This is a genomic window from Agromyces sp. NPDC056523 (assembly GCF_042794545.1).
Lineage (GTDB): Bacteria > Actinomycetota > Actinomycetes > Actinomycetales > Microbacteriaceae > Agromyces.
Genome location: NZ_JBHTTM010000001.1, coordinates 134,791 through 152,478, shown reverse-complemented (window position 1 = coordinate 152,478; position 17,688 = coordinate 134,791). Strand labels below are relative to the sequence as shown.

The 17,688-nt window shown below is 70.0% G+C and carries 13 protein-coding genes; 11 read left to right on the top strand and 2 right to left on the bottom strand.

Features of this window, described 5'->3' with window-relative positions; translation table 11 throughout:
- The first annotated feature begins 190 nt into the window (after nucleotides 1-190).
- Genes ACFQ58_RS00690 through ACFQ58_RS00655 form a run of 8 tightly spaced genes read left to right on the top strand, consistent with a single transcriptional unit; the run spans nucleotide 191 to nucleotide 8,394 of the window.
- The gene (locus ACFQ58_RS00690) at nucleotides 191-1,234 is read left to right on the top strand and encodes an aldo/keto reductase (RefSeq protein WP_376948530.1); all 1,044 of its coding nucleotides are present in this window, start codon (nucleotides 191-193) and stop codon (nucleotides 1,232-1,234) included.
- Nucleotides 1,231-2,703 (top strand): NtaA/DmoA family FMN-dependent monooxygenase, encoded by a 1,473-nt coding sequence (locus ACFQ58_RS00685; RefSeq protein WP_376948528.1) that lies wholly within the window; start codon nucleotides 1,231-1,233, stop codon nucleotides 2,701-2,703. Before ACFQ58_RS00690 ends, ACFQ58_RS00685 begins: the two co-directional genes overlap by 4 nt.
- 10 nt (nucleotides 2,704-2,713) lie before the next feature.
- On the top strand, nucleotides 2,714-4,147 hold the full coding sequence (locus ACFQ58_RS00680; protein ID WP_376948526.1) for an NtaA/DmoA family FMN-dependent monooxygenase: 1,434 nt from the start codon (nucleotides 2,714-2,716) through the stop codon (nucleotides 4,145-4,147).
- Nucleotides 4,144-5,040, top strand: a complete 897-nt coding sequence (locus ACFQ58_RS00675) for an ABC transporter permease (RefSeq protein WP_376948524.1) — start codon at nucleotides 4,144-4,146, stop codon at nucleotides 5,038-5,040. The genes ACFQ58_RS00680 and ACFQ58_RS00675 overlap by 4 nt, the downstream gene beginning before the upstream one ends.
- 26 nt (nucleotides 5,041-5,066) lie before the next feature.
- Nucleotides 5,067-6,101, top strand: a complete 1,035-nt coding sequence (locus ACFQ58_RS00670) for an ABC transporter substrate-binding protein (protein WP_376948522.1) — start codon at nucleotides 5,067-5,069, stop codon at nucleotides 6,099-6,101.
- On the top strand, nucleotides 6,098-6,883 hold the full coding sequence (locus ACFQ58_RS00665; protein WP_376948521.1) for an ABC transporter ATP-binding protein: 786 nt from the start codon (nucleotides 6,098-6,100) through the stop codon (nucleotides 6,881-6,883). The genes ACFQ58_RS00670 and ACFQ58_RS00665 overlap by 4 nt, the downstream gene beginning before the upstream one ends.
- Entirely contained in the window at nucleotides 6,880-7,692 is an 813-nt protein-coding gene (locus ACFQ58_RS00660; RefSeq protein ID WP_376948519.1) for a sulfurtransferase, read from the top strand. The genes ACFQ58_RS00665 and ACFQ58_RS00660 overlap by 4 nt, the downstream gene beginning before the upstream one ends.
- 54 nt (nucleotides 7,693-7,746) lie before the next feature.
- Nucleotides 7,747-8,394, top strand: a complete 648-nt coding sequence (locus ACFQ58_RS00655) for a VOC family protein (protein ID WP_376948517.1) — start codon at nucleotides 7,747-7,749, stop codon at nucleotides 8,392-8,394.
- A 44-nt stretch (nucleotides 8,395-8,438) separates the two neighbouring features.
- Here ACFQ58_RS00655 and ACFQ58_RS00650 read toward each other — a convergent pair whose 3' ends face one another.
- Nucleotides 8,439-12,599 (bottom strand): BTAD domain-containing putative transcriptional regulator, encoded by a 4,161-nt coding sequence (locus ACFQ58_RS00650; RefSeq protein ID WP_376948515.1) that lies wholly within the window; start codon nucleotides 12,597-12,599, stop codon nucleotides 8,439-8,441.
- A 113-nt stretch (nucleotides 12,600-12,712) separates the two neighbouring features.
- Here ACFQ58_RS00650 and ACFQ58_RS00645 point away from each other — a divergent pair, with 113 nt between their 5' ends.
- The 3 genes from ACFQ58_RS00645 (at nucleotide 12,713) to ACFQ58_RS00635 (ending at nucleotide 15,605) form a co-directional block, all read left to right on the top strand.
- Nucleotides 12,713-13,048, top strand: a complete 336-nt coding sequence (locus tag ACFQ58_RS00645; RefSeq protein WP_376948513.1) for a hypothetical protein — start codon at nucleotides 12,713-12,715, stop codon at nucleotides 13,046-13,048.
- 200 nt (nucleotides 13,049-13,248) lie between these two features.
- The gene (locus ACFQ58_RS00640; protein ID WP_376948511.1) at nucleotides 13,249-13,962 is read left to right on the top strand and encodes a sulfatase-like hydrolase/transferase; all 714 of its coding nucleotides are present in this window, start codon (nucleotides 13,249-13,251) and stop codon (nucleotides 13,960-13,962) included.
- Nucleotides 13,851-15,605 carry a sulfatase-like hydrolase/transferase gene (locus ACFQ58_RS00635; protein WP_376948509.1) on the top strand — a complete coding sequence of 585 codons (1,755 nt, stop codon included), beginning with the start codon at nucleotides 13,851-13,853 and terminating at the stop codon, nucleotides 15,603-15,605. The genes ACFQ58_RS00640 and ACFQ58_RS00635 overlap by 112 nt, the downstream gene beginning before the upstream one ends.
- 94 nt (nucleotides 15,606-15,699) lie before the next feature.
- Here the strand turns inward: ACFQ58_RS00635 and ACFQ58_RS00630 are convergent, their stop codons facing one another.
- Complete coding sequence (locus ACFQ58_RS00630; protein ID WP_376948507.1) at nucleotides 15,700-17,628, bottom strand: glycoside hydrolase family 15 protein; 1,929 nt, start codon at nucleotides 17,626-17,628, stop codon at nucleotides 15,700-15,702.
- Nucleotides 17,629-17,688: the final 60 nt, after the last annotated feature.

The window sequence follows — 17,688 nt, the reverse complement described above, 5'->3', positions numbered from 1 at the left end:
GGTCGCTGCGTCGTGCGCGGTGGAGAAGAACCGGCTTGGGACATGGACCGTCATGCGACACCGTCACGGTTCGACTCGGAATCGGCGCAGAACTGCCTTCGTCGAGCGGATCTGACGAACTGTGAAGCCGGGCGACTCATCTCGAAACCGTGTACGTCGGAGGCGTCTGGCTCGTCATAGCGTCTCCCGCATGACAGCGAATGGATACAGGACGGTGGGCCGATCGGGCCTGGTCGTCTCCGAGGTAGGCGTCGGCGCGAGTACGTTCGGCCGCTCGGGAATGGCCGCAACGAGCCAGGCCGCGGCCGACGCGATCGTGGGTCGCGCGCTGGAACTCGGCATCACCTATTTCGACGTGGCCGACGCGTACGGCGATGAGCCCGGCCAGAGCGAATCGATCCTCGGTGCAGCGCTCGGAGGGCGTCGCGACGAAGTCGTCATCGGTTCGAAGTTCGGCGTCCCAGTGCGAGGACTCAATGGGGCCGACTGGCGGGCCCGCGGCTCCCGCGGCTACATCCGTCGCGCCGTGGAGGGATCGCTCCGTCGGCTCCGCACCGAGTACCTCGACCTCTACCAGATCCACGTACCCGACCCGTCGACGCCGATCGACGAAACGCTCGCGACGCTCGACGGCCTCGTGCGCGAGGGGAAGATCCTCTATGCGGGCAGCTCGAATCTTGCCGCGTGGCAGGTCGCCGAGGCCGAGCATGTGGCGCGGGCGACCGGGTCGACCCGCTTCATCTCGGCGACGAACGAGTACAGCCTGTTGTGGCGTGAGCCCGAGCGCGAGCTGCTGCCGGCGCTGGCGTCGTACGGCATCGGATTCTTCCCCTACTTCCCGTTGCAGAACGGACTGCTCACCGGGAAGTACCGGGCGGATGCCGCGCCAGTGGGTGCCAAGATCACGAACCTCAAGGCGCACCTCTTCGAGAAGGCACCGTGGGAGGCACTCGAAAGGTATCGCGAGTTCGCGCGCGAGCGCGGCGTCACGGAGACCACCTTGGCCATCGGCTGGCTGCTGGCGCAGCCGACCGTGTCAAGCGTGATCGCCGGCGTCACCAGGCCCGAGCAACTCGACGACAACCTGGCCGCGTCGAAATGGCGGCCGACGTCCGACGAAGTCGCGGAGCTGGCCAGCATCCTGCCCGGGGATCTCAGCGGTGCGCCGGGTCGCGAGACCGGGGCCGTCGCATCGGTCGCCGTCACGGCGACCGCCGAGGAGTCGGCAGCATGAGCGCGCGCACGCTGCACCTCGGGTACATGTACTGGGCGAACGGCACGCACCCGGCCGGATGGCGCCGGCCCGGCGCGGAGTACTCCCGCGCATTCGATCCCGACTACATCGCCGGCCTGGCCCGGATCGCGGAGGCCGCGAAGTTCGACTTCTTCTTCTTCGGCGATCGGCTCGCGACGGGTGTCGAGTACGAGCTCACGAACACCTCGGTGCTGGCGCGCATCGAGCCCTTCACGACCGCCGCGTACCTCGCCACCCTGACGAGCCGCATCGGCCTGGTCGTCACGGCCAATCCCACCTACTACGAGCCATTCACCCTGGCTCGCCTCACTGCCTCGCTCGACCACATCTCCCGCGGCCGGGCCTCGTGGAACATCGTCACCGGCGCCGACGGGCGCGCGGCGCAGAACTACTCGCGCGAGCAGCACGGCGACGCGACGGAACGGTACGACCGAGCGGACGAGTTCGTGGGCCTCGTCCGCGGACTCTGGGACAGCTGGGAGGACGACGCGTTCATCCGCGACAAGGAGACGGGCGTCTTCGTCGACGCGACGAAGATCCACCGGGTCGACCACGAAGGAGCAGCATTCCACGTGCGCGGTCCGCTCAATGTGGCGCGACCCCCGCAGGGACACCCGGTGGTGCTGCATGCCGGAACCTCGGAGCGCTCGCGCCAGCTCGCCGGTCGCGAGGCGGACGTGCTCTTCGCAGCCGCCGCGACCGTCGAACAGGGCATCAGCTATCGCGCCGACATCCGCCGTCGGGCGGAAGAGGCAGGGCGTGATCCGGCCACCATCGCGGTGCTGCCGGGCCTCACGCCGATCGTCGCCGAGACCACCGAGCGAGCCCGCCAGTTGTACGACGAGCTCAACGCGCTGATCCTGCTCGACGACGACGTGCGACTCGGCGGTCGCGAACCCGAGGAGTGGGCCTACAGCGAGACGCTCGGACGACGGGAGGACTACGGTCCCGGCCTGCGCAACCTCGGCGCGCTCTCGCAGCGGATCGGCTACGACGCCACGGTCCACGGGCTCGATGACGCGGTGACCGCGGAGGCCGCCGCGACGTTCGGACCCGTCGGCCGCCAACTCGTCGGCACCGTCGCGCGGCGCACCGGCCGGACGGTGTCGGGCGACGACCCGACGACCTGGCGGGACCTGCTCTACGCCCACATCGTGGCCGGCCACGTCATCGTCGGCGGGCCGGCCGAGATCGCCGACTACATCGAGGAATGGTTCGTGTCAGAGGCATCGGACGGGTTCAACATCCAGTCGGCGTTCCTCGTCCAGCAATTGCATGCCTTCGTCGATCTCGTCGTCCCCGAGCTCCAACGCCGTGGTCTCTTCCGTACCGACTACGACGGGGCGACCCTGCGCGATCACCTCGGCCTCGAACGACCAGAGAACCGGTGGACGAACGCCGGAACCGTCAGCGAGCCGTCGGAGACGCCGACGGCAGCCCGAGCGTGAGGAGCACACCATGAGCGACACCACCAGCCACCACGGGCGCAGGCAGCTGCACCTCGGCCTGATGTTCTGGGCCACGGGAACGCACACCGCCGGATGGCGCTACCCCGGCTCCAAGGCCGACGGCGCCTATGACATCGAGTTCATCCAGCGCGTCACGCAGGTCGCGGAGGCGGCGAAGTTCGACTTCCTCTTCCTCGGCGACCGGTTGGCGACCGATCCCTCGCTCGCGGCCACCAATCCGGCGCAGATGAGCCGGCTCGAGCCGTTCACCGCGGCGTCCGCGATCGCGGCGGCCACCGATTCCATCGGCATCGTCGTGACGGCGAATCCGACCTATTCCGATCCGTTCACGATCGCGCGTCTCACCGCCTCGCTCGACCACCTGAGCCGGGGACGGGCCTCGTGGAACCTCGTCACGGGCGCGGATGCCGCGGCCGCCGCGAACTACAGCCGCGACGAGCATTGGGACGCCGAGGCGCGGTACGACTGGGCCGACGAGTTCGTCGAGGTCGTGCGCGCGCTTTGGGACAGCTGGGAGGAGGACGCCTTCGTGCGCGACCAGGGATCCGGTCGCTTCATCGACCCCTCGCGCGTGCACGCCATCGACCACGTGGGTGAGCACTTCCGAGTGGCCGGGCCGTTGAACGTGGCGCGGCCGACGCAGGGTCAGGTCGTGCTGCTGCACGCGGGCACGTCCGAGCGGTCGCGCGAACTCGCGGCGCGTGAAGCCGACGTGGTCTTCGCCGGGCAGGCGACGATCGAAGCGGCACGCGAGTACTACGCCGACATCAAGTCCCGGGCGGCGGTGCATGGACGCCGCGCCGACGAGGTGCTCATCCTCCCCGGCCTCAGCGTCATCGTGGCCGAGACGACGGCTGACGCGGTGGCCGTGTACGACGAGTTGAACGCGCTGCTGCCGCTCGACCCGGAGGATGTCGTCGTCGATTCGGTGCGTTTCGGCGGACTCGGCCAGGGGCTCAAGCGAAACCTCGCCTCGGTCAGCCGCGTCATCGGAGTCGACGTGACAGGCAACGAAGCGGATGCCGCCGTGCCCGCGTCGCTCGCCGAGGAGGTGAACGACGAGGGCCGCCGAATCCTCGACCGGATCACCACCCTGACGCGGCGCCGCGTCGGCGGCGAGGCGCCCATCACCTACCGCGACCTCATCAATGGGATCGCCCGGCAGGGCGCCGTCGTGGTCGGGAACCCGGTCGAGGTCGCCGACCACCTCCAGCTCTGGTTCGAGACCGGCGCCGCCGACGGCTTCAACGTGTTCCCCGATTTCGTTCCGGGTTCGGTCGACGCCTTCGCTCGGCTGGTCGTACCGGAACTTCAACGCCGTGGCATCTTCCGCACCGAGTACAGCGGCCGCACGTTCCGCGATCACCTCGGTCTCTCCGTGCCGGCGAACCGGTTCGCCGGGCGTGAGGCGGTGCGGTCGTGAGCGCGACGACGACGGCCCGTCCCGCGGCATCCGTCGACGTCGCCGACCCGGCCCGCCGGGCGGGCGCGTCGCACGCTCTCGGCGAGGGCGAGGTGCCGTCGATCGCCGCCCGCCCGCCCCGGCGTTCCCGGCGTCGCGGTATCGCGATCGTCGTGGCCCAGCTCATCGTGGTGGCCGCGCTGCTCGCCTTCATGCAGTGGGCCGTCGACTCGGGCACGGTGAAGGCGCTCTACCTCGCCTCGCCGACCCAGATCGTCGCCGCGTTCCCCGACCTCGTGGTCGGGGGCAACCTGTTCGGGAACCTGCTCGTCACCCTCTGGGAGGCGGCGCTCGGCGTCGCGCTCGGGTTCGCCTTCGGGGTCGGGACCGGCGTCCTCATGGGACTCTCGACGACGATCGAACGATTCCTCAGACCGTTCGTCTCAGCCGCGATGGCGGTGCCGAAGGTGACGATCATCCCGCTGCTGACGCTCTACCTCGGTATCGGGATCGAGCACAAGGTCGCCATCGTGTTCCTGTTCAGCTACTTCCTCTTCGTGTTCAACACGCTGGCGGGCATCCGTCAGGTGCAGGACGGCCATCTCAAGGTGGCACGCGCGAATCGTGCGAATCGCTGGCAGACCGTCACGAAGGTCATCCTCCCGTCCGCCTCGCCCACGATCGTCGCGGCGCTGCGCATCGAAGCGGGTACGGCGCTCGTGGCCGCCCTCTTCGCCGAGATCATCGCCTCGAAGGCCGGTCTCGGGAACATGCTGAACACCGCCGTCGGCAAGTACGACACCCCCAGCATCTTCGGGCTCGTGATCGCCATCACGGTGTTCTCGGTGCTCATCATCGCCGCCGTCGACCTCCTCGAGAAGAAGGTCCTCCTGCGGTGGAAGTACGTCCGCTGATCCACCAACCCATCGAAAGAGAAACCATGTCACTCACACGCCGCCTCACCGCCGTGCTCGCCGGCGGAGCACTCCTGGTCGCCGCGGGGCTCAGCGGATGCTCCGCGCCCGCGGAAGCAGACGTCGCCTCGGACGCCGGCGCGTCCGTCGAGCGCAAGACACTCGTGCTCCAGGACAGCACGAGCTACACGCAACTGCCGCTGCGCTTCGGCGTGGAGCAGGGCTTCTTCGACGACGAGGGCCTCGACGTCGAGTTCACCCAGGTGCAGGACGCCGTCACCGGGGTCGCCACCGGCGAGCTCACGCTCGCGTTCGGCCCCACCTCGAACTACCTGCGTGCCGCTGCCCTCGGCTCGCCGATCAAGATCGTCAGCTCGGCCTTCCGAAGCAAGGGACCGTTCTGGCTCATCGCCCGCGACGGCATCGACTCGATCGAGGACCTGAAGGGCAAGACCATCAACAACGTCGGCGCCGGTTCGAGCATGGAGACCTACCTCGTCACGATCCTCGAAGAGAACGGCGTGAGCCGAGACGACGTGACGTTCGTGAACGCCGGCGTCAACGACCAGGCGTACGGCGCGATCCTCGCGGGGACGGTGGACGCGTCGATCATCCACCAGCCCTTCCCTTCCCTCGGGGAGCTCGAGGGTGAGACGACGACGCTCGCGCGGGGCTGGGACTACCTTCCGACGTACCACACGGGTGCGCTCATCGCGAGCGACGCGACCATCGCCGACGATCCCGACCTGCTCGAGCGGGCGCTCCGCGCGTACTTCACGTCCTACACCTACGCCAAGGAGCACTACGACGAGTACCTGCCGTGGCTGCAGGAACAGCTGGACACGATCGACCCCGAGGCCGTGGCCGAGGCGATCGAAGCCGAGGACGTCATCTGGGACGCCAACCCGGACGTCGACTTCGAGGCGATCAGGGAGACGCAGCGCATCGAGATCGAGGTCGGCAATCAGGACGAGTACTACGACGCCGAGCAGTACATCGACCTGCGATTCATCCCCCAGGAGTTCGTGAAGCCGTTCTCCTATCCCGAGACGCAGGGATGACGACGCCCGTGTTCCAGGTCCGGGGCGTGTCGAAGGAGTATTCCGGCACGCCCCCGGTCCGGGCCGTCGACTCCGTGGAGCTCGAGATCGGCGATGGCGAGTTCGTCGTGCTGCTCGGGCCGAGCGGATGCGGCAAGAGCACCCTGCTCGAGCTGCTCGCCGGCCTGCAGCAGCCGAGCGGCGGCGAGGTCCTGTTCGATGGCGAGGTGCTCTCCCACCCCGATCGCCGCCTCGGTGTCGTCTTCCAGGATGCCTCCCTCTTCCCGTGGCGTACCGTGCAGCGCAACGTCGAGCTCGGTCTCGAGCTCCGCGGCGTCCCGGCAGTCGAGCGACGATCCCGGGCGCGTGAGCAGCTCGCCGCCGTCGGCCTCGCCGGGTTCGAGCGCTCCTACCCGCACCAGCTCTCGGGCGGCATGCGGCAGCGTGTCGGGATCGCTCGTGTCCTGGCGAGCGAGCCCGAGGTGCTCCTGATGGACGAGCCGTTCGGCGCGGTCGATCACCTCACCCGGATCCGCCTCCAGGAGGAGCTCCTGGCACTCTGGGAGCAGCACCGGCGAACCGTCGTGTTCGTCACGCACGACGTGGGGGAGGCGGTGTTCCTCGCCGACCGCATCATTCTGCTGTCGCCGCGACCCGGAAGGATCTTCCGCGAGTTCGTGATCGACGAACCGCGGCCGCGCACGCGCGGCGATCTGTCCCTGCTCGAACGCGAGGCGGAGGTCTACCGGGCCCTCCACGAGCTCGACCGACGGGCGGGGATCGACGAGGAGGTCGTGGCATGAGCCGATGGACCGAACTCTGGATCAGCGCCGGCGAGCTCGCCGCCAAGGTGGATGGTCCACGGCCGCCAGTGCTGCTCGACGTACGGTTCGACCCGCGCACGGGCGCCCTGCCCGATGACTACGCCGTGGGCCACCTGCCGGGCGCCGTGTTCGTCGACCTGCCGGTCGAGCTCGCCGGCGACGCGTCGGGTGGCGGCGGACGGTTCCCCCTTCCGGAGATCGGGCGGTTGCAGGCGGCGGCGCGTCGGTGGGGCATCCGCACGGACTCCGACGTCGTCGTCTACGACGACCGCAGCGGCATCTCGGCAGCGCGCGCCGTGTGGGTGCTGCGATGGGCCGGCGTCGACCGGGTCCGATTAATGGACGGTGGCCTGCGCGCCTGGCGGCGGCTGGGGCACCCCGTCGCCACGGACGTCGTCGTGCCGATCGAGGGTGACATCGACCTCGCGCCCGGCTCCCTGCCGTCCATCGGCGCGGAGACCGCGGCCGCGTTCGGGGCGGCAGGCTCGCTGCTCGACGCGCGGCCGAACGCTGCATACGCGAAGGGACACGTGCCGGGCGCGATCGGCCTGCCCTCGGATGCGACGCTCGACGAGCATGGTCTGGTCCGGCCTCCGGACGAGCTCCGCACACTACTGGCCGATGCAGGGGTGCCGCTCGGTCATGAGCTCGCGGTGTACTGCGGAGCCGGGATCAGCGCCGCCTACGCGGCACTCGTGCTCTCGCACCTCGGCGAGGACGTCGCGCTCTACGTCGGTTCTTGGTCGGACTGGAGTGCGGACCCGACGCGGCCGGTGGTGACGACGTGATCGGAGGATTCGGCGTCCGTCGACGTCACTCGTCGCCGAGCGTAGGATCCCGGGATGACCGAACAGGACTGGCAGAGGTTCCTGCAGGCACCCGGACTCGAGGACTGGCGGACGCTGTTCAGCGGACCGTGCGCGCACTTCCGGACCACGTCGCTCGCGCACGGTGCGTCGCTCGTCTCGGCCATCGCCGCGCTCGACGGGATCGACCGGCACCCGCCGGCGATCGATCTCCGCCCCGGCGGCGTGACGGTACGGCTGGCCCGGGACATCGAGGACGTGTCGGACCACGACGTGGTCATGGCGAGGCGGATCTCGGAGGTCGCGCGCGAGCTCGGCGCACCCGCCGAAGCGACACGACTGCAGCACATCCAGGTCGCGGTCGCCTCGCACCCCGAGGCGGGGATCAGGCCGTTCTGGCAGGCGGTCCTCGGGTACGAGCGAGTCGGCCGGGAGGACTTCGTCGACCCTCAGCGGCGGGGCCCGTCGTTCTGGGTGCAGGACCTCGATGGGCACCAGGCCCTGCAGCACGCGTTCCACATCGACATCGCGGTGCCGGCCGAGGTGGGCGAAGCGCGCGTGGCGGCGGCGCTCGCCGCCGGCGGCCGGATCGCCGACGACCGGCGCGCGCCCGATTGGTGGACGCTCGCCGACGCCGCGGGCAACAAGGTCGACGTGGCGACCTGGCCGGACCGCATCGAGTGAGCTCGAAGGACCGGTGACACGCGTTCCACCATCACGGGACCCGGTCAACCGCACGTCTCGCGGTACGGTGCGATTGCGCCGAAGTAGGTCGCCCATTCCTCCCGCGTGAGGTTACGGTCGGCGAGTCGGCAGGCCGCCTCGAACTGGGCGTCCGGGTCGAGGTTCCACACGGCGACGCCGTCACGCATGTTCACGAGCAACTCGCGCCCATCCGGCCGAAGGTACCCAGGGGTGATGAGCGGGGATCCGCTCGGGATGGGATCGCCGAGGCGGATCCCGCTCGCGAGGTCGTAGAGGGTGACGGTGTCGTTGCTGGCCCCTGCTGCGAGTGTTCGGCGATCGTCGCTGACCTGGAGGCTCATGAGGCCGCCCTGTGGGCCCGGGAGCGCGTCAATCGGTTCCAGCTCGGGAACGCTGTATCGGAGCAGGCGGTCGTCGTCGGCCGCGATGAGCTCGCCGGGTCCGGCCATCACGGTGAGCTCGGGTCCGGTGAGCTCGGGCGAGATCGCCGCACCGGTCGCAGCGTCGACGAGCTGGGTGGTCGAGACGCCGTCCTTCTCCGTCGTGATGGCGAGCGTCGCGCCATCGGCGCTCGCACTGATCGCGACGGCAAGGCCGTCGAATCGCATCTCCGGCTCGACGCGGCGTCGTGTGTCCGGATCGAAGGGCGTAACCCGACCGGTGACGTCGGCGACGTACAAGCGACGCCCGGAATCGCGGAACCATCCGACCACGAACGGATCAATGGGGTCGCCCTCGAGGGGCGCACCGGTCGCGGCGTCGAGATACGAGAAGCGGGGGAGCCCGTCGACGAACCCGTACAGCGCGTCCGTGTCCACCCAGGAGACGAAGCTGCCCATGCCCGGAACACGCAGGCGTGCGGTGTCGGTGCTCGGATCCCACACCGAGTGCGTGGTGAGATCGCTCCCTTCGGTCGTCCAGGGAGCGCGTTCGGCCACGAGGATCGACGTTCCCGACGGGTCGTAGCCGTCCGTCACGACCTGTCCGCGCGCGATCATCCGGGTGATGGCCCCCGAGCCGTCGAGGCTCCAGCGGGAGATCGCCGAGGACCCGGCGCCGATCGCGACGAGTTCGTCGCCGTCGGGGGACACGGTGAGCGGGCCGACCGCGCCGAGCTGCGTATCCAGTCGTCGACCGGTCGGGAGTCCCGTGTCGAGCGAGCTCTCCTCGATCCCGCCCCAGAGGTCGCCGCAGAAGACCGTCGACCGTGTCTGTGCGACCGCGAGCCATGGGCATGGCGCGGGTTGAGCGGTCGCGAACTCCCGCGACCACAGCTGCTCCCCGGTCGAGAGATCCACCGCGACGAGCGCGTCCCCGCCACTGGCGATCAGGCGGCCGTCGTCTGTCGTCGCCATCGCGGCATTGGTCGACGCTTCGGGGACCCGAATGCTCGCGACGATGCCGGCCGAGTCGGGGTCGATGATGGAGAGCCGGGCGGCGCCGGTCCCGACGACGAGTCGCCCGTCCGAGGCGAAGGCGATGGAGACGGGATAGAGCAGGTTCTCGGAGGCGCGCGGGATGCCCTCGATCGTACGGAACTCGCCCGACTCGAGGTCGATCATCGCGACGGTGACCACGCCGAGATCGCGGCCCTCGATGTGCGAATCCGCAACGGCGGCGTGTCGGCCGTCGCGGCTCAGGGCGAGCGCCTTCGCACCGGATTCGAGCAGGATGGGCCCGAGGCGGAGTCCACCCGTCGTCAGGTCCACGAGCAGGAACTCGAAGGTCCCGACGGCGCCGGCGCGGGGAATTCCGTCCGGTTCAGTCGGAGCATCGATGGGCCGGAGGATCGCGGCGTGACGGCCGTCGGCGCTCACCCGAACGAGCGGTGGGAGCCGGACGCGTGGCGGCGTGCCGACGTCGAGCTCCCGCACCGTGTGCCCGGATTCCATGTCGACGACCGCGGCCGATTCGTCGTCGCGGACGACGACCGCGAGCCCGGTATCCGCGATCACCGCCCCGGCGATCGAGTCCGTTCCCGGCACGTACCGGTTCCCGAGGAACCCCTGTGCGGCCGTGAAGACGCCGAGTAGGGCGCTTCGAGCGCGCGCATCGTCGGGCCACCGGCGGTACGCCTCGGCGGCGATGAGTGCGGAGACGTCTCGCTCGGACTCGCGGAGCGCGAACGACGTGCTGACGACCGCCTCGACGACGGCGGCTTCGCGCTGGCGATCGGCCTCCTGCGTCGAGCCGACGACGAGGAGCGTGGCGAGCAACGAGAGCCCGAGGAGTCCGGCCGTGGCCCCGAACAGGACGCGGAGGCGGCGGTTCTGCCGCCGATCGTGCTGCAGCTGGGTGCGCGCCTCGGCCTCTTCGTGAAGGGCCCGATATTCGGCCGCGTCGAGGAATCGGGACTCGGTCGAGGTCAGGTCGGGGTCGGTCGCCGAACGCCAATCGAGCGCGTTCTGGAGCCGGACGCCGCGGTAGAGGTCCTCCTCCCGCTCGCCGTCCGCTTCCCATGCGTCGGCCGCCTCAGTCACCTTGCCGAGGAGGCGCGCACCCGCGGCGTCCTCCTCGAGCCAGTCGTGCAGACGGGGCCAGGCGATGGCGAGGAGTTCATGCGTCACGGCGATGGTGTCGTCGGATGCGCTGAGGAGTCGCGCCTGGACGAGGCGAGCCACGACGGCGGCACGCACCGGGTCCTCGTTCAGCACGCTCGCCTTCGCGTACCGCCGCAGGGGCTGTCCGTCTGGGCCGAGTTCGACGAGCCGAAGGAGCGTCGACCTGCAGGCGTCCCGTTGCGTCGGGGACAGGTCGCCGAACAACTGTTCGGCGGTCCGGGCGATCGCACCGGTCAGTCCTCCGACCTCCTCATAGCCCGCGACCGTCAGGACGCTCGCCTCACGCCGGAGCCACGTCTCGACGAGCGCATGGGAGAGCAGCGGGAGTGCGGTGCTGTGCCCGGCGGCGTCGCGGAGGATCAGCTCCGTCAGGCCGGCCTCGAGCCGCAGCCCGGCCCGCCGCGCCGGCTCTTCGATCGCGGCGCGAAGGTCCGGTCCGCTCATCGCGCCGACGAGGTGGACGCCCTCCGCGAGCAGGGGCGCCAGAGACGGCTCCGCGGTGCATTCGTCCAGGAAGTCGGACCGTACGGTTGCCACCACGATCCGGGACGCGGCCGCCTCGGCGATGAGCCCGCCGACCACGTGCACCTCATCGGCCGGGAACCCGCCGTGGAAGAGCTCCTCGAGCTGGTCGACGACGACGACGTCGGCGCTGCGTCGGCTGAACAGCGTGTCGCGAAGCTGCTCGGCGATCGCGTTGGTGGGCGAGACCACCCGTACCGAGAGACCTCGACGAGCGAGGGCGGGGACGACGCCCGCGAGGACGAGCGACGACTTGCCGCACCCCGATGGCCCCGAGACCGCGATGAACGGCCCACGGTCGAGGCGAACGAGGACGGCAGCGATATCGGCGTCGCGACCGAAGAACTCCTCCCCGTCCTCGACCCCGTACGGACGCAGGCCCTTGTACGGGCAATCCGCGCTCGCCTGCGGACCGCGGGGCGGCGGCACGAGGGAGGGATCGTGGTGCAGGATCGCGCCCTCCAGGGCGGCGAGCTCCGGGCCGGGCTCGATCCCGAGCTCGTCGGCGAACCGCACGCGGGCGGCCCGCAGGGCGGCGAGGGCGTCGGCCTGACGTCCGCTGCGGTAGAGCGCGGTCGCGAGCAGGCTCCACCGGCGTTCGCGCAACGGTTGCTCGCGCACCAGGGCTTCGGCGCTCGCGATCACGCTGTGGTGCTCCCCGCAGTCGAGGTGCGCCGCCTCGATGACGGCCGGCCCCCATGACGGAATCGCGCTGTAGGCGGTGCCGCGCCATAGCGAAAGGGCGCGTCGGCACTCGTCGACGGCGCGCTCGGGGTCGCCTCGGGAGCGCAGCTCCGAGGCACGGCGTGCGAACCGTTCGAAGCGGACCGCATCGATCGCCTCGGGGTCTCCGTCGAGCACGTACCCGATCGACGAGGTGGCGATCGACGCACGTCCGAGGCTCGCCCGCAACCGCACGATCGTGGTCTGCACCTGCTTCGGCCAGGTCTCCGGAGGATGCTCACCCCACACGGCATCGGCGATCACGGCCGGCGCGACGGGCTCACCGTGGCGGAGCACCAGCACCGACAGCACCGCCCGGTCTCGCGGGCTGAGCGGTCCTTCGTCGATCTCGACTGCGCCGAGCACGTGAATGCCCACGTGTGCATTCTTGAACCGGGAGGTGGGCGCGTCAACGATGGGTCGCGCCGGCGAGTACCCGACGAATACCGATCGAACGCGCGACGAGTACCGGCCGGCGAGAGGGTGCGCTCATGAACACCACGCAGAACACCCAACGCATCATCGCCACCGCCATCATCACGGTCACGGCCGGGCTCGCACTCGCCTCGTGCGCACAGCAATCGGGTCCCGGTGCACCCGTCCGGCAGCTCACGAGCGCACAGATCGCAGAGCTGCGCTCGGGACTCCACGACCTCGCCGAGAGCCGGGCGCAGCTGTCTCGCGACCTCGCCGAGCAACGAGCCGCCGCGCGCGCAGAACAGTCCCGGGGCATGCTCGACCTTGCCGAGAGCCGTGCGGAGCTGTCCCGTGACCTCGCCGAGCATCGGGCCGCCGCGAACGGCGGCCGGTCAGGCTCATCCGACTGACGCCGGAATCACCGGAGCGTTCCGGACGACATCGCCGCCTGGTCATCGCGTGCCGCAGCGCGAGCGGGACCAAAGCCTCACGGCCCCGACTCCCCCTGCCTAGGCTGCGGACGAGCGAGGAGATTCGGATACCCGTCTCCGGTACGCCGACGACGGTTCGGACTCCTCGCATCCGTTCGGTGACCAAGGGGGAGTCCACCATGCCCGATGAGACGCGCGCTTCCGTGATCGGGCCGCCCCTCCCGCCCGAGCGCACCCTGCCATTCGCGCCGCCGGCATCGGGCAGCGTCGCAGGCCGCACCATGCAGGAGTCCACGTACAGCCCGAAGCCGCCCGAGTATCACCTTCCGCCCGACGCCCCGAACGTGCTCATCGTCCTGATCGACGACGCGGGCCCGGCGCTGCCGACCACGCTCGGCGGCGCCGTGCGCACGCCGACGCTCGATCGGGTCCGCGCGGGGGGCGTCGGCTACAACCGGTTCCACACCACGGCGATGTGCTCGCCGACGCGGGCGTCGCTGCTCACCGGCCGCAACCACCACCGCGTCGGCAACGGCCAGATCGCCGAGCTCGCGAACGACTGGGACGGCTACTCCGGCCACATCCCGAAGAGCAGCGCGACCATGGCGGAGGTGCTCCGGCAATACGGTTACGCCACGGGCGCCTGGGGCAAGTGGCACAACACGCCCGCCGAGGAGACCACCGTCGCGGGGCCGTTCGACCGCTGGCCGACCGGCTACGGGTTCGAGTACACTTCTACGGGTTCCTCGCCGGCGAGGCATCCCAGTACGAACCCAACCTGGTGCGCAACACCACGTCGGTGCTGCCGCCCAAGACGCCCGAGGAGGGCTACCACCTCAGCGAGGACATCGCCGACGACGCGATGGCCTGGCTGCGCAACCACAAGGCCCTGAAGCCCGACCAGCCGTTCTTCATGTACTGGGCGACGGGCGCGCTGCACGGGCCGCACCACATCATGAAGGAGTGGGCAGACCGCTACGCCGGCGCCTTCGACGACGGCTGGGACGCGTACCGGGAACGGGCGCACGAGGGCGCCAAGGCCGCCGGCTGGATCCCCGCCGACGCGGAGCTCACGCCCCGGCCCGAGAGCCTCGCGGCGTGGGACGACATCCCCGAGCACCAGAAGCCGTTCCAGCGCCGACTCATGGAGGTCGCCGCGGGCTTCGGCGAGCACGCCGACGTGCAGGCGGGCCGGCTCATCGACGAGCTCGAGCGTCTCGGCTACGGCGACGACACGATCATCATCTACATCTGGGGCGACAACGGGTCGTCGGGCGAGGGCCAGAACGGCACCATCAGCGAGCTGCTCGCGCAGAACATGATCCCGTCGACGGTCGATCAGCACATCGCAGCCCTCGAGGAGCTGGGCGGCCTCGACGCGCTGGGCACGCCGGCTACCGACAACCAGTACCACGCCGCCTGGGCATGGGCGGGCTCGTCGCCGTACCAGGGGATGAAGCTGCTCGCCTCGCACCTCGGCGGCACGCGCAACCCGATGTTCGTGCAGTGGCCCGGTCGCATCGCACCCGACCGGGAACCGAGGACGCAGTTCCACCACGTGGTCGACATCGTGCCGACGATCTACGAGATCATCGGGATCTCGCACCCCGACTCCGTCAACGGCATCCCGCAGGACCCGATCGACGGCGTCAGCCTCGCGTACTCCATCGACCATGCGGATGCCGCGGGCCGCCGTCGCACGCAGTACTTCGAGATCATGGGCAGCCGGGCCGTCTACTCCGACGGGTGGATGGCGTCGGCGCTCGGCCCGCGCCTGCCGTGGGTGCCGGGCGCGCCTCCGGGCATCGCGACGTGGACTCCCGACCAGGACCCGTGGGAGCTCTACGACCTCGACCACGACTGGAGCCAGGCGCGGGATCTCGCCGCGGAGCATCCCGAGAAGCTCGCCGAGCTGAAGGAGCTGTTCGCGATCGAGGCGGCGCGGAACGACGCGCTGCCGATCGGCGGCGGGCTCTGGGTGCCGGCGCTGCATCCCGAGGATCGGATCAGCCCGCCGTACACCGAGTGGGAGCTCAGCGGCGATACCGTGCGCGTGCCCGAGTTCTGCGCACCGGCCCTGGGCAACCGTCCGAACGCCGTCACCATACGGCTGCGGCTGGCCGAGCGGGCGAACGGCGTGCTCTACAAGCTCGGCGGTGCCGGCGGTGGGCTCACGTGCTTCTTCGCCGACGGCGTGCTCACCTACGAGTACAACCTGTTCCTGATCCAGCGCACGACGATCCGATCCGCGCAGCCGATCCCCGCCGGCGAGGTCGCGATCGAGATCGAGACGACCTACGTCGAGCCGCGGCCGGGCGGCCCCCTCAGGGTCACGCTCCGGGTCGACGACACCGAGGTCGGATCGGGGACCGTACCCGTCAGCGCACCCCTGCTGTTCTCGGCGAACGACTGCCTCGACATCGGTCGGGCCTACGGCGGCGCCGTGTCCCGGCACTACGCCGACCGCATGCCGTTCGCGTTCGACGGGCTCATCGACACGGTCCACATCGCGTACGCGAATCCGGGAGGCCGCTGACCACCGCTCAGTGCCAGGGTCCGCGCCATCCGCCGACCTCGGCGACGAGCTCGTCCGCCGCGGGCGTACCCCAGGTCCTCGCCGGCTTCGGGCTTCAGTCGGATGTGTCGCCCAAGCGCCAGGACGCACTGCCGTCGAGTTGCGTCGCCGCGCGGCGCGCCAGGTCCAGGACCGGGCTGACGGGACCCGGCCCGTGATCGAGCTGGGCGTCGAGGTTCATCGCCGCACTGATGAGCGCGAGGTGGCTGAACGCCTGGGGGAAGTTCCCGAGCTGCTCGCCGGTGAGGCCGATCTCCTCGGAGTAGAGGCCGAGGTGGTTCGCATAGGTCAGCATCTTCTCGAAGGTCAGCTCGGCCTCCTCGAGCCGTCCCGATCGCGCCAGCGCGTCCACGTACCAGAAGGAGCACATCGTGAAGGTGCCTTCGGAACCGCGCAGCCCATCGGGCGACGCACTCGGGTTGTATCGGTACACGAGGCTGTCGGAGACCAGTTCCGATTCCATCGCGCGCAGCGTCGACAACCACATCGGGTCCATGGGCGCCATGAGCCCCATCATGGGCATGCGCAGCAGCGACGCATCCAGCACCTCCGTTCCCTCGTGCTGGACGAACGCGCCGCGATCCCCGTCCCAGCTCCTCGTCATGATCTGCTCGTAGATCGCATCGCGCTGCGCCTGCCATCGCGCGATCGGCGCCGGTCGGCCGCGTGATTGCGCCAGGCGGATGCCACGGTCGAGCGCGATCCAGCACATGACGCGGCCGTACGTGAAGGGCTTCTGTCCTCCCCGGGTTTCCCAGATCCCCTCCTCGGGCTGGTCCCAGTTGTCGCAGACCCAATCGAGCATCGCGGTCATGTTCCGCCACGCCACGTTCGCGACCTCGAGGCCGTTCGAGTCGGCGAGGAAGATCGAGTCCATCGCCTCGCCATAGATGTCGAGCTGCAGCTGGTCGGCCGCGCCGTTGCCGATACGCACGGGCCTCGATCCCTTGTAGCCGGCCCAGTGCTCGAGGCTCTCCTCGACGAGGTCCGACGATCCGTCGACCCGGTACACGATGTTCAGTCTCCCCGACCGCTCGCGGACGCTCTCGTGGATCCGGTCCATCAACCAGACACCGAAGGCCGCGGCCTCCTCGGTGTAGCCGAGGCCGAGCAACGCGTAGACCGAGAACGACGCATCCCGGACCCACGTGTACCGGTAGTCCCAGTTCCGCTCGCCGCCGACCTGTTCCGGAAGCCCGGCCGTCGGCGCGGCGACGAGCGCACCGGTGGGCGCGTAGGTCATCAGCTTCAGGGTGATCGCCGCGCGCTCGACCATCTCCCGCCAGCGCCCTCGGTAGGTGGAACGGCCCGTCCAGTCCTTCCAGAACCGGCTCGTCTCGAGGAGCAGCGCCTCGACCTCGTCGGGCGGGATCCTCTGGGGAGCGGCTCCTCCGGTTTCTAGGACGATCCCGGTCGTCTCGCCGGCGTTCAGGCTGCCGGTGATCCGGATGCCCTGGCCGACGCGTTCGACGGTGCCGGCCCGCGCGGTGCCGTGCAGCACGGGATCGCCGATCCGATGGACCGTGAGGGACTGGTCGCCCGCGGTGAACACGACGCCCGCGCCGTCGCCGGGGTGGATCTCGTGGGTGGCGCGCCCGTAGTCGAACCGCGGCTGGATCTCCCCCTCGAAGTCCATGGTTCCCCGCACCACGCGGAGCAGGCGTACCAGCCGATGGCGGTCGGTCGCCTCGGTGCCCGTCACGGGCATGAAGTCGACGACCTCGCCGACTCCGGCCTCGGTCATGAAGCGCGTCACCAGGATCGCCGTGTCGGGCAGGTACAGCTGGCGGGTCACGAAGTCATCGGTCGCCGGCCGGATCCGGCAGAACCCGCCGCCGTCCGCGTCGAGCAGCGAGCCGAAGATGCTCGGCGAATCGAACCGCGGCGCGCAGAACCAATCGATCGTGCCGTTCGTGTCGATCAGCGCGGCGGTCTGCAGATCGCCGATGAGCCCATGATCCTCGATGTTCGGGTATCCACCCATGACGTCCCCGTCCCCGTCCCCCCGGACGTTCCATCCCCATCGTGGCATGCGAGGTCGTCC